The sequence below is a fragment of the Streptomyces qinglanensis genome, assembly GCF_900111245.1.
GTDB classification, from domain to species: Bacteria; Actinomycetota; Actinomycetes; order Streptomycetales; family Streptomycetaceae; genus Streptomyces; species Streptomyces qinglanensis.
The window spans coordinates 55,546-69,641 of sequence record NZ_FOGO01000008.1; the positions used below are offsets into that span (position 1 = coordinate 55,546).

Annotated in this window: 11 protein-coding genes; 4 read left to right on the forward strand and 7 right to left on the reverse strand. The window is 74.8% G+C overall.

Annotated features, from left to right (window positions below; genetic code table 11):
* Window positions 1–88 precede the first annotated feature (88 nt).
* Window positions 89–1,009: a LysR family transcriptional regulator gene (locus tag BMX65_RS18025; RefSeq protein WP_075001362.1), complete on the reverse strand. Its 921-nt coding sequence runs from the start codon at window positions 1,007–1,009 to the stop codon at window positions 89–91.
* A 191-nt stretch (window positions 1,010–1,200) separates the two neighbouring features.
* Between BMX65_RS18025 and BMX65_RS18030 the strand changes: the two genes are divergently transcribed.
* Together BMX65_RS18030 and BMX65_RS18035 are read left to right on the forward strand one after the other, a co-directional pair.
* Window positions 1,201–2,115, forward strand: a complete 915-nt coding sequence (locus BMX65_RS18030) for a DMT family transporter (protein ID WP_075001363.1) — start codon at window positions 1,201–1,203, stop codon at window positions 2,113–2,115.
* A gap of 11 nt (window positions 2,116–2,126) precedes the next feature.
* The gene (locus BMX65_RS18035) at window positions 2,127–3,272 is read left to right on the forward strand and encodes a serine hydrolase domain-containing protein (RefSeq protein WP_079171952.1); all 1,146 of its coding nucleotides are present in this window, start codon (window positions 2,127–2,129) and stop codon (window positions 3,270–3,272) included.
* Window positions 3,273–3,282: 10 nt separating this feature from the next.
* On the opposite strand, the gene BMX65_RS18040 is transcribed toward BMX65_RS18035, so the two are convergent.
* The 3 genes from BMX65_RS18040 to BMX65_RS18050 all read right to left on the reverse strand — a co-directional run bounded on the left by BMX65_RS18040 (window position 3,283) and on the right by BMX65_RS18050 (window position 5,231).
* Window positions 3,283–4,194, reverse strand: coding sequence for a hypothetical protein (locus BMX65_RS18040; RefSeq protein ID WP_075001364.1), 912 nt, complete (start codon window positions 4,192–4,194; stop codon window positions 3,283–3,285).
* Window positions 4,195–4,337: 143 nt separating this feature from the next.
* Window positions 4,338–4,574: a hypothetical protein gene (locus BMX65_RS18045; RefSeq protein WP_075001365.1), complete on the reverse strand. Its 237-nt coding sequence runs from the start codon at window positions 4,572–4,574 to the stop codon at window positions 4,338–4,340.
* A gap of 375 nt (window positions 4,575–4,949) precedes the next feature.
* Entirely contained in the window at window positions 4,950–5,231 is a 282-nt protein-coding gene (locus BMX65_RS18050) for a hypothetical protein (protein WP_075001366.1), read from the reverse strand.
* A 536-nt stretch (window positions 5,232–5,767) separates the two neighbouring features.
* Between BMX65_RS18050 and BMX65_RS18055 the strand changes: the two genes are divergently transcribed.
* Window positions 5,768–9,025, forward strand: coding sequence for a glycoside hydrolase family 84 protein (locus tag BMX65_RS18055; protein WP_075001566.1), 3,258 nt, complete (start codon window positions 5,768–5,770; stop codon window positions 9,023–9,025).
* 106 nt (window positions 9,026–9,131) lie between these two features.
* Here the strand turns inward: BMX65_RS18055 and BMX65_RS18060 are convergent, their stop codons facing one another.
* Window positions 9,132–9,671 (reverse strand): HNH endonuclease, encoded by a 540-nt coding sequence (locus BMX65_RS18060; RefSeq protein ID WP_019358101.1) that lies wholly within the window; start codon window positions 9,669–9,671, stop codon window positions 9,132–9,134.
* A 274-nt stretch (window positions 9,672–9,945) separates the two neighbouring features.
* Between BMX65_RS18060 and BMX65_RS18065 the strand changes: the two genes are divergently transcribed.
* Window positions 9,946–10,929 carry a mechanosensitive ion channel family protein gene (locus BMX65_RS18065; RefSeq protein ID WP_075001367.1) on the forward strand — a complete coding sequence of 328 codons (984 nt, stop codon included), beginning with the start codon at window positions 9,946–9,948 and terminating at the stop codon, window positions 10,927–10,929.
* 174 nt (window positions 10,930–11,103) lie between these two features.
* On the opposite strand, the gene BMX65_RS18070 is transcribed toward BMX65_RS18065, so the two are convergent.
* Complete coding sequence (locus BMX65_RS18070; RefSeq protein WP_075001368.1) at window positions 11,104–12,594, reverse strand: FHA domain-containing protein; 1,491 nt, start codon at window positions 12,592–12,594, stop codon at window positions 11,104–11,106.
* A gap of 87 nt (window positions 12,595–12,681) precedes the next feature.
* On the reverse strand, window positions 12,682–14,037 hold the full coding sequence (locus tag BMX65_RS18075) for a vWA domain-containing protein (protein ID WP_075001369.1): 1,356 nt from the start codon (window positions 14,035–14,037) through the stop codon (window positions 12,682–12,684).
* Between the last annotated feature and the right edge of the window lie 59 nt (window positions 14,038–14,096).

The window sequence follows — 14,096 nt, forward strand, 5'->3', positions numbered from 1 at the left end:
CCCGCGGGGCGAGCACCGTGGCCCGAGGAGCAGAACACCGTGACCCGCGGGGCACCGCGCCGACCGCGGACAAGCCGCGGCGTGCGGCTCAGTCCGGGACAGCGCCGGCCACCTCCCCGTCCCACTCCTCGGCGGTGAGCGCCGCCAGGCAGGCGCGGACCGAGGGACTGTCGCCGCCCGCCCGCCAGGCCGCCCGCACCTCGCGGTGGAGCGCCGGTTCGACGGACACGAACCGCACCCCGGGCGGGCAGGGCCACCGCCCCATGCCGGGCACCAGCGCCGCGGTCAGCCCGCGGGCCACGAAGGCGAGCTGGGTGGCGTACTCGCCGACCGCGTAGCGCACCCGGGGTTCGACACCGCGTGCCCGCAGCGCCTGGACCAGTGCCTCGTAGGGCTCGGTGCCGACCGGGCAGCTCGACCAGTCGACGCCGTCCAGCTCGGCCAGGTCGACCACCTCCCGGTCCGCGAGCGGATGCCGCGCCGGGAGCGCCACCTGGACCTCCTCCACGGCGAGCGGCTTGACCCGCACGCCCTCGGGCAGCGGCATGGGGCGGCTGTGCCAGCTCTCGATCAGCAGCAGGTCCAGTTCACCGGCGAGCAGCAGCGGCACCATGTCGACGGCCTCGCCGTCGACCACTGTGGGCCGCAGCCGGGGGTGCGCCTCGGTGAGCGCGGCCAGCACGCCCGGCAGCAGGGCGCGCAGACAACTGCCGACGCCGCCGAGCCGGAGGGGGCCGAGGATCTCGTCCCCCAGGTCGGCCAGATCGCTCTCCGCGGCGGAGAGCTGGGCGACGACGCGGGCCGCGTGATCGGCCAGCACCCGGCCCGCGTGGGTGAGCCGGACGCCGCGGCCCTGCGGCTCCAGCAGGGTGTGGCCCGCCTCGCGCTCCAGCTTGGCCAGTTGCTGGGAGACGCCGGAGGGGGTGATGTGCAGGGCGGTCGCGGCGCGTGCCAGCGAGCCGTGCACGGCGACGGCGTCGAGTGCGCGGAGCCGGTCGGAGCTGAACATGGGGGAACCTCATCGGGGCGGGGCTGGGGGAACCTCATCGGGGCGGGGCGGTCAGGGCGAACAGGCGGGCGCACGGGCTGACAGACGGGCGCACGGAGAGGGGAGCGGGCGGGATTCATCAGCAGCGCTCACCAATACTGCCAACGAATCGTCGCTTTTCCTTGGCAGTCGCGGCAGGCAGAGTGACGGCCATGACCGGGACCGGAGAGAGGACGCAGCAGACCGCACCGCGCGGCCGACTGGCCGACGCCGCACCGGTGCCGCTGGCGGTGGCGGCGTCGGCGTGCATCTCGGCCTCCGCGATGTTCGTGAAGCTGTCCGGGGTCAACGCGGGCACCGCCGCATTCCTGCGCTGTGGACTGGCCCTGGTCGCGCTGGTGCCCCTCGCCCTGCTGGAACGGCGGCGGCTGGGCCCCCGACCGGTCCGCGCCCAGCGGTTCGACCTGGTGGCGGGCGCACTGCTGGGCGTCGACTTCGTCTTCTGGGCGCAGAGCATCCACGACGTGGGCTCGTCCATCGCCACCGTGCTGCTCAACATCCAGATCGCCGTCTTCCCGCTGCTGGCCCTCGCCGTCACCCGCACCCGTCCCGGCGCACGCTACTGGCGCACGCTGCCCGTGCTGCTGCTCGGCGTCGCGCTGGCCAGCGGCGCCATCGGGCATCCCGAGCCCGGCAGCAGCCCGGTCTCCGGGGTGTTCTACGGGGCCGGCGCCGGAGTGGCGTTCGCCGGATACCTGTTCCTGACCCGGCTGGGCGGCGGCGGGGCGCACACCCTCCACCCGGTGTGCGTCTCCACGCTGGCCGCCGGTGTCACCTCCGGGGTGCTGGGAGCGGTGTGGACGGGGATCGACCCGGCGCCCGGCTGGGGTCCGCTGGGCTGGCTGACGGTGATGTCGCTGTTCGGGCAGGTGCTGGCGCTCGTGCTGATGGGACCCGCGCTGGCCCGGCTGGCTCCGGTGACCAGCGCCGCGCTGCTGCTGCTGCAACCGGTGCTGGCCCTCGTCCTCGGTGTCGCCTTCCTCGGGGAACGACCCACCGCGACCCAGTTCGCCGGGTGCGTCCTGGTCGTCCTCGCCGTCTGGCACACCAGTCGCCCGGGTCACTAGAGTCCCCGTCCATGCACCTGCCGCGGCGCCTTCTGAGCGGGCTGATCTCCACCGCGACCGCCTTCGGACTGATGGTGAGTTCCTCCACCGCGGCCGACATGGGGCACACCCGCACCCGCGCGGCGATGGAGGCGCTGGTGGCACGGGACGACGCTCCGGGAGTGCTGGCGCAGGTGGCGGACGGGGCCGGGGTGTGGAACGGCAGCACCGGCACCGCCGACTACGCCACCGGCCGCCCGCGGGAGGCCGGCGACCGGTTCCGGATCGGCAGCCTGACCAAGCCCTTCGTGGCGACGGTGGTGCTGCAACTGGAGGCGGAGGGCACGCTCGGGCTCGACGACCCGGTGAGCCGCTGGCTCCCGGAGGTGCGGCTGGGCCGGTACGGCGCGGCGGCGGGCCGCCCGGAGGGCGCCGTCACCGTGCGGCAACTCCTCGGCCACACCAGCGGCATCCCCGACTACACCGCGGATCCGGCGCTGCGCGCCGCCTACTTCAGCCCGCGCTTCCCGAAGGTGCGGATGCGCACGCACAGCGCCGCGGAACTGGTGCGGCGCGCGCTGTCCCGACCGCCGCTGTTCCGTCCCGGAACCGGCTGGAGCTACTCCAACACCAACTATCTGCTGGCCGGCATGGTCATCGAGCGCGCCACCGGGCACTCCTACGCGACGGAGATCGAACGCCGGGTGCTGCGCCCGCTGAAGCTGCGCGACACCTCGCTGCCCGGCACCTCGCCGCGCATCCCGGGGCAGCACGGCAAGGAGTACTCCACGCTGTTCGCACCGGGCGCCGACCCGCCGGTGCGGGACGTCACCGCGCTCAACCCCTCGCTGGCCGGGGCGTCCGGCGAGATGATCTCCTCGGCCGGCGACCTGGTGCGCTTCGTCCGCGCCCTGGCCACCGGCCGGCTGCTGCCGCCGCGGGAGGCGGCCCGGATGCGGACGACCCGCCGCGCGGACGCGACCGACCGCTACGGGCTGGGACTGACCGAGCGCACCCTCTCCTGCGGGGTCACGGTCTGGGGCCACGACGGCACCATCCACGGCTCCAGCACGGCGGCCTACACCACGCCGGACGGCGGCCACACGATCGCCGTCAACCTCAACGGCGACTGGTCGGACGGCGCCCGCGACCTGGTCGAGGCCGAGTACTGCGACTGATCCCGGCGGTTCAGCGCGGCAGGACCGCCACGTACTCGGCAGGGGGCTGCTCCGCCGCGGCCATCAGCGCCGTCCGGACCACGGCGGCCTGCTGGGCCGGGGTCTCGCGCAGCTTCTCCGGGGTGACGTGGATGACGGTGACCCCGAACTGCTCCAGGGACTCCCGCTTGTGGGTGCAGGCATCCCAGGCCGCCTCCGCACCGGCCCGGGGGGTACGTGCATCGATCTCCACGGCGACGGCCTGGTCCGGCCAGTAGGCGTCGACGGCACCGAGGTGCGGACCGCCGGGCACCCGCAGTTCGACGTTCCAGCAGGGGTCGGGCAGCCCCTGCCCGAAGACCATCCCGTACAGCAGGCCCTCGGTCAGCGCCCGCCCTTCGGCCAGCAGGCTCTCCACGGCGTCGGCGACGTGCGGCAGGCCGAGCAGCCGCGCCCTGGTGAGTTCGCGCACCACCGGCTGCGGCTCGCAGTGCCCGCCGCGCACCGCCTCGGTCAGCAGGCCCCGCACCTCGTCGGCGTCGGCCAACTGGGCCACCGCGTCGGCCAGCGCCCGCGGCACGGGAGCCACGGGCAGTCCGGTGATCTCCTCCGGCTCGGGCACGATCCGGGTCCGCACCAGATGTGCCGAGGTGTACGCGCAGCCCGACAGGAGCGGCACCCTGGTGCCCGGTCCGGGAGATTCGCCCAGCTCCGGGACCAGCACGTCGATCCGGTCGAGATCCAACAGGGAGGGGGCGGCGGCGAAGCAGTGCAGGGCGAGCGCGGCCAGACCGGTGATCATCGCGCGGCCGGGCGCTCCGAACGGTGCCCCGGGCGCCACGGACGGCTCGGCGCCGCCCTGCGCGTACCGGAGCGCGGCGCGCAGCCGCTCTTCACTGGTGGGCAGTCCGGTACGGGGCGGGAGTGGTACGTCGTGCGTCATGGTGTGGGCAATTCCCCACAGCCGACGGAGTGCCAACGTGTGTGACAGAGCTGTCACCGAACCCGGACAACCTCGTACTAAAGCACGGCAGTTCGAGTGCCGATAGGGCGCGGCGCAGCGCGCCGGACCGGGGCCCTACGGAGTCAGCTCTTCTTCCCGCGCTTGTCGCCCAGCGTCACCAGACCGGCGATCACCAGGAAGAGCACGAGGGGCGCCGCGACGTACAGGCCCAGGGTGTCGAGGACGCTCAGGCCGGAGCCCGGCTGGTCGCCGTCGTCGCGGGTGAGCGCGAAGGCGGGGGACGACAGCAGCGGCAGCAGTGCCGCGCCGACGGTGACCGTGCCTGCGCGCAGTGCGTTCTTCTTGACCTTGTCGCTCACACAGTCAAGATATCGGACGGGTGAACGGGTCGCGCGCCGGGGTGCCTCTGCGGGCAGCCATCCTGTTCGGGGCCATGTTGCGGAGGCGTTCGAAGAGGGCACGTTCGCGGCGCGGGCACCCCGTTTGCGGCGCACGCATCTCCGGGCGCACGCCGGAGCGCGGCACAGCGCTCGGCGCGCGGCGGTCGTGGGGGCGACGGCTGTCCGACGCACAGCGCTCCAGCGCGGCACGGCCGGTGCACGGCGGAGCGGCAGCGGGCGGCGGCGCCCAGGGCCGCGAGCACGGAGACGACCGCCTCCCGGGCAGCCGGACCCGGCGGTCCGGCGCGCTCCGGCAGGAGAGCGGGACTCCGTGCGCCGCGGCGGGCCGCGCGATCAGATCTCCGCGGGCTCCGTGCCGAATCCGACCCCTGCGGGTTCGCTGGTCAGCGGCGCCTCCGCGAGCGGGGGCTCGCTGGTCAGCGGGGCGACGTCGGCGAGCGGGGGCTCACTGGTGAGCGGAGCGTCCGCGCAGCCGCAGATGCACGAGCCGTCGAGTCCGGAGTCGGGGTCGGACACACCGGACAGGTCTACCGGCTCGTGCCCTCGTTTGGAGAGTGCGCGCTGTTGGGGCAGCGGAGTCAGGGCGGAGATCAGGAGTTCAGCGGACGCGGCCACCGGGGGCCTCCGTTCGTTGACGAATGGATGGTCAGGACTCGCCCTACCCAGTAGACGGGCGCGCAGACGTGTCCGAAGAGGAAACGTGTCCCAGCTCACGCGCGTTCCCGCGGCGAATCGGCGACAACGCCCCGCCGAGAAAGAAGATTCGACGGACAAACCGGGCACCCCTGCGAGGATTTGCGGCCCTGACCGCGGCAGCGGTGCCCGGCCCGCCCGGTGCGGTGACCGGGGACGCAGCCGGTGCCGGGCAGGCCGGCGGGCCGTAGAATCCGTCGGCACACGGTTTGTGGCACATCTGTGGCCTCCCGAGGTACGCGCGGTGCGGCGCTCGCCTCTATGGTGCTGGCGGAGGCTGCAGCGGTACCCAGGGCAGGCGCGCGCGTGCGCCGGGCCCGTGCCCGCTCGGCGGAGGGGTTCCGGTCGGACATCGGGAGGAAGCGGTGGGGACAGCGCGCGGCCAGGGCGGCCCGAGGGTCTCCGGGGCCGGCGCGGGCACCGTCCCGCGCCAGGGGGCACCGGGCGGCAGGGCCAGGATGAGCGCCGCCGCGCTCGCCGCGGCGGTCGTCTCCGGCCTGCTCACCGGCGCACCCGCCGCACAGGCGGCCGCCCCGGCCGCACCGGACGGCCCGGCCGCCGGGAGCCGGGACGACGAGAGCACCCGGGACGGCCTGCCCCCGGTCTGGCCGCGCCCGCAGAAGATCCGCGCCCAGGGCGGATTCGTCCCCGTCTCCGCAGCGGCCACGCTGATCGCCGACGAGGACGCGGACCCGCACGCCCTGCGCACCGTCCGCGCAACACTGCACGCGGCCGGGGTGCGCACACTGCACGAGCGGCAGGCGGGCAGCGGCGACCGCTCCGCCGCCTCCGACGGCCTCGTCGTACGGATGGGCACCGAGTCGGCCGGCGCCGCGCTGCGCGCGCTGCGCGCCCCCGCCCGCGACGACCTGCCCGCGGGCGGCTACCGGCTGGCCGCGGGGCGCGCCGACGGGCACGACACCGTGGCGCTGGAGGGAACGGACGGCGCGGGGCTCTTCCACGCCGCGCAGACGCTCCGGCAGCTCGCCACCGAGCAGGGCGGCCGGCACGGCTTTCCCGGCGTCTCCGTACGCGACTGGCCGACCGCCTCGGTGCGCGGCACGACAGAGGGCTTCTACGGCCAGCCCTGGACGCAGCAGGAGCGGCTGTCGCAACTGGACTTCATGGGCCGCACCAAACAGAACCGCTACCTGTACGCGCCGGGGGACGACCCCTTCCGCCAGGCGCCGCGCTGGCGCGACCCGTATCCGGCGGCGCAGCGCGCCGACTTCCGCGAGCTGGCCGACCGCGCCGAGCGCAACCACGTCACCCTCGGCTGGGCGGTCTCGCCCGGCCAGGGGCTGTGCTTCTCCTCGCCCGAGGACCGCAAGGCGCTGCTGCGCAAGCTGGACGCCATGCGCGCACTGGGCGTGGGCGCCTTCCAACTGCGCTTCGAGGACGTGAGCTACACCGAGTGGCACTGCGACCAGGACGCCGACACCTACGGCTCCGGCCCCGCAGCCGCGGCCCGCGCCCAGGCCGAGCTGGCCAACGCCGTGGCCGACCACCTGGCCACCCGCCACCCGGACGCCGCACCGCTGTCCGTGGTGCCGACGGAGTTCTACCAGAAGGGCCGCACCGCCTACCGGGCCGCGCTCGCCGGGAAGCTCGACGACCGTGTGGAGATCGGCTGGAGCGGGGTGGGGGTGGTGCCGCGCACCATCAGCGGCGCCGAACTCGCCCGCGCACGCAGCGCCTTCCCGCGGCACCGCCTGGTGACGATGGACAACTACCCGGTCAACGACTTCGCCTCGGACCGGATCTTCCTGGGGCCCTACCGGGGCCGCGAACCGGCCGTCGCCTCCGGTTCGGCGGCGCTGCTGACCAACGCCATGAAGCAGCCGCGCGCCTCCCGCATCCCGCTGTTCACGGCCGCCGACTACGCCTGGAACCCGCGCGGCTACCGGCCCAAGGAGTCCTGGCGGGCCGCGGTGGACGACCTGGCGGGCGGCCGCGGCAGCTCCGCCGACGCCCGCGCCGCCGTGCACGCGCTGGCGGGCAACGACGCCTCCTCGATGCTCGGCAGCGACGAGTCCGCCTATGTGCGCCCGCTGCTGGAGAACTTCTGGCGGGAGTACGGGAACGGGCCGGGCTCCGGGCTGGACCGGGCCGCCGAAGAGCTGCGCGACGCCTTCACGACCATGCGCACGGCGCCCTCGAAGGTGCCCGAGGGGCTCGGCCGGGAGGTGAAGCCGTGGCTCACGCAGCTCTCGCGGCTCGGCGCGGCCGGCGAGCGGGCGGTCGACATGCTGGTCGCACAGCTCGGCGGCGACGGATCCGCGGCCTGGAAGGCGCAGTTGGAGGTGCGGCGGCTGCGCGCCGAGAGCCGCGGGAGCAAGGTCACGGTCGGCAAGGGGGTGCTCGCGGACTTCACCGACAAGGCGCTGAAGCTGTCCGAGAGCTGGAGCGGCGGCCGGCCCGGGGCGAAGGGGAAGTCCGGCTCCGGAGGGACCGGCAAGGGCGGCGACAGCGGCACGGGCGCCGACGGCCCGCGGCCCGCGGTGAGCGGCAGCCCGGAGGGCGCTCCCGGCCACCCGCTCTCGGCCGCCGCCGACGGCGATCCGAGCACGTCCTACCGCGCTGCGGTGCCCCCGGCAGCGGCCACCTTCACACCCGAGCAGCCGCCCATGCTCGTGCCCCCGGCCACCGCGGCCGAACCCGACGCCGACGAGGGCGACGGCGGCAGCCGCCCGGCGCGGGACGCGCTGACGATGCGGCTGCCCGAGCCCCGTCCGCTGCGCGCCGTCACGGTGCTGACCGGCCCGGACTCCGGCACCCGGGGCACGGTCGAGGCGCACGTCCCCGGCAAGGGCTGGCAGCGGCTGGGGGCGCTCTCCCGGACCGGCTGGACCCACCTGGCCACCGGGGGGCACGACGGACGGGCCGACGCGGTACGGCTGGTGTGGAGCCAGGACGCGAAACCCCCGGTCGTCCACGAGATCACCCCCTGGTACGCCGACACCCCCGAAGCCTCCCTGTCGCTGCCGCGCACCACCGTGGACGCCGCGATCGGCGGCGGCACCACCCGCGTCACGGCGCGGCTGACCGGTAACCGACCCACCGACGTGCGGGACAAGGTCACCGTGCACGCCCCCGAGGGCTTCACCGTGCGCACCCCGTCGCGCACCACCGTGCGGCGGGGCGGCACCGTGGACGTGCCGCTGCGGATCAGCGCCGACAGCTCGGTCGGGACGGGCAGTTACCGCATCCCGGTCTCCTTCGGCGGGGAGCGCCGCACGCTCACCGTCCGGGCCTACCCGCGCACCTCCGGGCCGGATCTGGCCCGCGGGGCCCGCGCGGCGTCGTCCGGGGACGAGACGAAGGACTTCCCGGCCGCCGCGGTCGCGGACGGCAAGCGCGGCACCCGCTGGTCCTCGCCCGCCGAGGACGGCGCATGGGTGCAGGTGGAACTGGCCGAACGCGCCCGCGTGGGACAGGTCGTCCTGCGCTGGCAGGACGCCTACGCGGCGCGCTACCGGATCCAGGTCTCCCCCGACGGCAAGCACTGGCGCACCGCGGCCACGGTGCGGGACGGCGAAGGCGGCAAGGAGTCGGTCCGGATGGACTCGCCCAAGGACACCCGCTTCGTCCGGGTGGTGGGCGACAAGCGGGCGACGCGCTTCGGGATCTCGCTGTGGTCGATGGAGGTCTACGCCGTGGACTCCGCGGGCCGGGCCAAGCACGCCCGGCGGGACGGCGGCAAGGGCGGCGGGTAGCCCCGGGAGTCAGGGGGCGCCGCGGTGCGGCACCCCCTCCGGGACGTCTCCGGGACGTACGAAGGCCGCACCCGCGGGGCGGGGGCGGCACAACAAAGCCCGGGTCTCAGGCAGTGGATCTGCCGTCGATCCGGGCGAGATCGTCATCCGCGCCGTACGGCTGGAGGTAGGGGAGCCACCGTGGGTCCCTGTGCCCCGTGCCGATGATGCGCCAGGCGAGGCCGGAGGGCGGGGCGGGTTGATGGCGCAACCGCCAGCCCAGCTCGGCGACCTGGCGGTCGGCCTTCACATGGTTGCAGCGGCGGCAGGCCGCCACGACGTTCTCCCAGGCGTGCGCCCCTCCCCTGCTGCGGGGGATGACGTGGTCGACGCTGGTTGCGATGCCACCGCAGTAGGCGCAGCGGCCGCCGTCCCTGGCGAACAGCGCACGGCGGGTGAGGGGGACGCTGCCGCGAAAGGGCACCCTCACGAACCGCTTGAGACGGACGACGCTGGGGGCGGGTATGACGTGGGTTGCGCTGTGCATCAGGGCGCCGGAGTCCTCCAGGCTGATCGCCTTGCCGTTGAGGACGAGTACGAGCGCGCGGCGGAGCGGTACGACGCCGAGCGGCTCGTACGACGCGTTGAGGACCAGGACATGCGGCACGGTGCCTCCTTGTACGTCGGCGGCGCGTGGCTCGCGCCGGGACGATCTCCCCTCAGTGTGTCCCGTGCCCTGGTCACTCCGCCACCACGACCGGGAAAGGAGATGTGCGTGTTTTGGACCACACCGGCCGCCTCCCGGCCGGAACGGCCTCCTCGCCCGAACGCCTGGCCCCATACTGCTCGGTGGCACCGGATGTGAAGCCCCTGCGCCGTTAGTGTGGTGCCGGCATTCGTACGGGTGCCTTGCCGAGGTGACACGCACGGAAGGTCGACCTGTGTACTGGCTGCTCAGCGCATCTCCCCCGTCGGACGGCCCCCGGACGCCGAAGTCCCTGGAGGACGCCCAGGACAGTGCGGGAGAGGCGGCCGGATGGGTCCAGGAGCACTGGTCGGACTGGCTCACCTCGGGGCTGCGCATCGTCTTCGTCTGCGTCGTCGCCGTGGTGCTGCGCTACCTCGTGCGGCGCGCGATCACCCAGCTGATATCCCGGATGAACCGCAGGTCCGAGATCAGCGACAGCGGCAAGGCGCTGCGCGGGCTGCTGGTGAGCGGCGAGCGGCGCAAACAGCGGTCCCAGGCGATCGGCTCCATCCTGCGCAGCGTCGCCTCCTTCGTGATCATGGGCACCGCCGCTCTGACGGTGCTCTCCGGGCTGGGCATCAACCCCGCGCCGCTGCTGGCCAGCGCCGGTGTCGCGGGCGTAGCACTGGGCTTCGGCGCCCGCAACCTGGTGACGGACGTCCTGGCGGGGATGTTCATGCTGCTGGAGGACCAGTACGGGGTCGGCGACCGGGTGGACGCGGGAGAGGCGTCCGGGGTCGTCCTGGAGATCGGACTGCGGGTGACGCAGTTGCGCGGGGACGCGGGCGAGATCTGGTACATCCGCAACGGCGAGATCAAGCGCATCGGCAACCTCAGCCAGGGCTGGTCCATGGCGGCCCTGGACGTCCGGGTACGCGCCGAGGAGGACCTGGAGGAGGTCCGGGCCGTGGTCCTCGCGGTCGGCGAGGAGATGAGCAAGGAGCGCCCCTGGGACGAGATCCTGTGGGAGCCGGTGCAGGTGCTCGGCCTGGACGAGGTGACGCTCGACTCCATGGTGCTGCGCGTCTCGGTCAAGACCATGCCCGAGAAGAACCTGGCGGCGGAGCGGGAGCTGCGCTGGCGGGTGAAGAAGGCACTGGACGAGCGCGGCATCCGGATCGTGGACGAGCCCTCGCTCGCCCTGCAGTCCCTGCCGTCGCCCTCCCTGGAGAAGTAGCCACGGGGGCCGCCCCGGACACCCGGCCCCCCGGGGCCCTCACCCGGGAGCAGCAGCACCGGCGGGCGGCGGCTGCGGCCGCGGGGCGGGCCGAGCGCGCATGAAGGGCGGACCACCGCCGGGGGCGTGGGGGCACGCCCCCACGCCCCCGGCGGTCTGGGCTGTCGCGTGGAGCTACCGGCGCACCAGCGTGATCGTCGTCCACGCGCCCACGTGCACCCGGTCGCCCTCCTTGAGGGGGACGGGCACGAAGGGCTGGACCGGATCCTCGGCGCCGTTGATGGTGGTGCCGTTGGTGGAGTCCTGGTCGACGACGGACCAGCTCCCGTCGGGCTGCTGCACCAGCACCGCGTGCTGGTGCGAGACACCGGGGTCCTCCGGGGAGCGGCCCAGATCGATGTCCGGGGCCTCCCCCGTGGAGGCGCGGCGGCGGCCGATGGTGACCTGCGGGCCGGTGAGCGGAAGCTGCTGCTCCGGCGAGTAGGCGGGAAGGTTGAGCGCTGCCGCCTCGGGACCGCTGCGCTGCATCATCGCCATGAAGTACGCGCGGTCCGGGGCGATCATCGCCGTCCACGCACCGCCGCCCTGCGGCACTCCGCCGCCCTGCGCACCGTGTTCCGGCCGGCCGTGGTCCGGGGCGCCGTGCTCCGGCATGCCGTGCTCCGGTGCGGGCTGACCGCCGTACTCCGCGGGCCCGCCCTGCTGCGGGGAGCCCGGGCCGGGGCCGTGCTGGGCCGGTACGTCGGGTGCCGGAGGCGCGGGCGGGCCGGGCGGAGCCGGAGGCGGCCCTGGATGTCCGCCGGGTGCCTGCGGCGGCGCCGGGGGCGCGCCCGTCTGCTGCTCGGCGGGGCCGGGCGGGGACAGCTCCCAGTCGCCGCCCGTCGGCTGACCGTGCGGAGCGCCGTACGGGTCCGCGGAGGGGCCGGGAGGGCCGGAGGGGTAGGGCTGCTGCTGGCCCGGGTAATGCTGCTGACCCGGGCCGGGAAAGCCGCCGGGGCCGACCGGGCCGGGCGCGGGTGCTCCGGGCCCGGCGGGGGCCTGCTGCTCGCCGCGGCCGTCCGTCCCGTAGCCGTGTCCGGGGCCCTGGCCGGGTGCGCCGGGCATGCCCGGCGGGCCGGGCTCACCCGGGTGACCCGGGCCGTCGAATCCGGGCGGACCGGGCGGGCCGGGGGCCTCGGGACCACCGGGGCCGCCCGGACCGCCGAAGGCGGGGCCGGAGGGCGGGGGTGCACCGGGGCCGCCCATGCCGGGGCCGGGTGCTCCGGGCCCCGGGGTGCCCGGCCCGGCGGGGGGCGGGAAGCCGGGACGGGCGGCCTGGGGCTGCTGGCCCGGCGGGACGTAGGTGGTCGGCGAGTGGGTCAGGAAGTTGTAGCGGCACTCCTCGCAGAAGGGCGCCTGGGACTCGCGCGGCGTCCCGCACTGGGGGCACGGCTCGGACGGGCCCGAACCGGGTCCCGGGTAGCCGTAGCCCTGTCCGGGCGGGGGCGGACCGGGCGCGGGCGGCGGACCGGGCGGGCCCGGGTAGCCGTAGCCGCCCGGAGCGGGCGGCTGAGGGGGCTGCGGTGCGGCACCGGCGGGCGACCCAGGCGCCTCGGCCATGCGGTGGCCGCAGACCTCGCACCAGTCGTCGGCCGCTGACTGGTGGCCGTTCGGGCAAGTCGGCATGGTGGTGCCTCCCCCTCCGTGCTCCTGCTCGTCGGTACCTGCTGGTGCGGGTCGCGCCGGTCGTGCGGAGGCGCCGCGGCCTGGACGCTAGCGCTTCACGCGGACCGTCTTGGTGGACCGCGTCTCCAGCGTCATCTCGTCGGCCTCGGCGACCTTCGTCTTCAGTCGAACAGTACCCGTCGCGGCATCCACCACGTCGACCACCTTCGAAAGCAGTTTCGCAGTATCCGTGTTCCCCGACGCGTTCGCCAACTGCACCGCTCGCCCCAGTTTGGCCGTTGCGCCCGCTTCGTCCCCCGCCTTCCGGAGATCGAGACCCGTACGGATCACCTGGGCCAGCTCGGCCTGCCCCGTGTAGTGCGCCACCTGCGGGTTGATGGAGGTGGTGGCCACCAGGTCGTCCGTCCACACCGCCCGCACCAGCCCCTGCCCGAGCGTCTGCGCGGTGCCGCCGTCCGGCGCGGGCAGCACCAGCGAGACCCGCGCGGCGAGCATCTCCTGGCCGATCCCGGCGGCCGGCACCTCCACACAGACGTGGTAGTCGCGCGACTCGTCCCCCCAGGACCCGGTCGGGTAGTCACCGGCGCGCGGACCGGCCTCCGTGCGGCGGCCGGTCAGCTCCTCGACCGTGGGGGCCACCTGCTTGACGAACGCGATCCGGGAGCCCTGCGGTGTCCACAGCCGGAGCGCCACGTCGGCGACCTCCTTGCCCATGGCGCTCTCCATCATCCTGGTGAAGTCCGCCGCCAGCCCGTCCGGATCGGCCACGATGTCGGCGGTGCCGAGCAGTGCCGAGGCGATCCCGGTGACCTCCTGGACCTCCCAGTCGGTGCCCACCCCCCGTGCGTCACAGGTGAAGTGGCCCGCGCACGCCTCCAGCGCCTCGCGCAGCGCGGCGGGTTCCTCGTGCTCGTTGCGCCCGTCGGTGAGCAGGATGCCGTGCCGGATGGTGACGTCGGCGGCGCTCAGCAGCCGGTCGGCCAGCCGCAGCCAGGTGCCGATCGCGGTGCCGCCGCCCGCCGTCAGGCCGCGCAGCGCGTCCTTGGCCTGGGCCCGGGTGGTGGCGTCGGCGACGGCGAGGGCGCCGCCGCCGGGGAACGCCTGCTTCGCCTTGTGGGTGCCCGCCACGACGGCGAAGGAGACGCCGTCCCGGAGCGTGTCGATCGCGGCGGCGGTGGCTTCGCGCGCGTTGCGCATCTTGGTGGGCGGGTAGTCCATCGAGCCGGAGCAGTCGAGCATGATGACGACCGCCGCATCCGTCCCCTCCGCCGCCGCGTCCCGGCCCGGCTCGGTCACCGGCAGCGGCATGCCGCCGGTCGTACCGCCTCCCGTGGAGGTGACGGTGACGACGGCGTTGACCTCTCGGGCGCCTTCGGGCAGGTACGCGTTCTGGTAGACGTCCACCGAGAAGCGCGGCGCGTTGGACTTCGCGAAGTTGGCCATCTGTTCCGCTCCTGTTTGCTCTCCAGCGACAAGTGGACAACGGGGCGGGGTGGAAGTGC

Bases quoted from the DNA above. Each gene is read 5' to 3' on its own strand.
- BMX65_RS18055 (WP_075001566.1), top strand. From the start codon at position 5,768: ATGAGCGCCGCCGCGCTCGCCGCGGCGGTCGTCTCCGGCCTGCTCACC.
- BMX65_RS18070 (WP_075001368.1), bottom strand. From the start codon at position 12,594: ATGCCGACTTGCCCGAACGGCCACCAGTCAGCGGCCGACGACTGGTGC.
- BMX65_RS18025 (WP_075001362.1), bottom strand. From the start codon at position 1,009: ATGTTCAGCTCCGACCGGCTCCGCGCACTCGACGCCGTCGCCGTGCAC.
- BMX65_RS18075 (WP_075001369.1), bottom strand. From the start codon at position 14,037: ATGGCCAACTTCGCGAAGTCCAACGCGCCGCGCTTCTCGGTGGACGTC.
- BMX65_RS18030 (WP_075001363.1), top strand. From the start codon at position 1,201: ATGACCGGGACCGGAGAGAGGACGCAGCAGACCGCACCGCGCGGCCGA.
- BMX65_RS18035 (WP_079171952.1), top strand. From the start codon at position 2,127: ATGCACCTGCCGCGGCGCCTTCTGAGCGGGCTGATCTCCACCGCGACC.
- BMX65_RS18040 (WP_075001364.1), bottom strand. From the start codon at position 4,194: ATGACGCACGACGTACCACTCCCGCCCCGTACCGGACTGCCCACCAGT.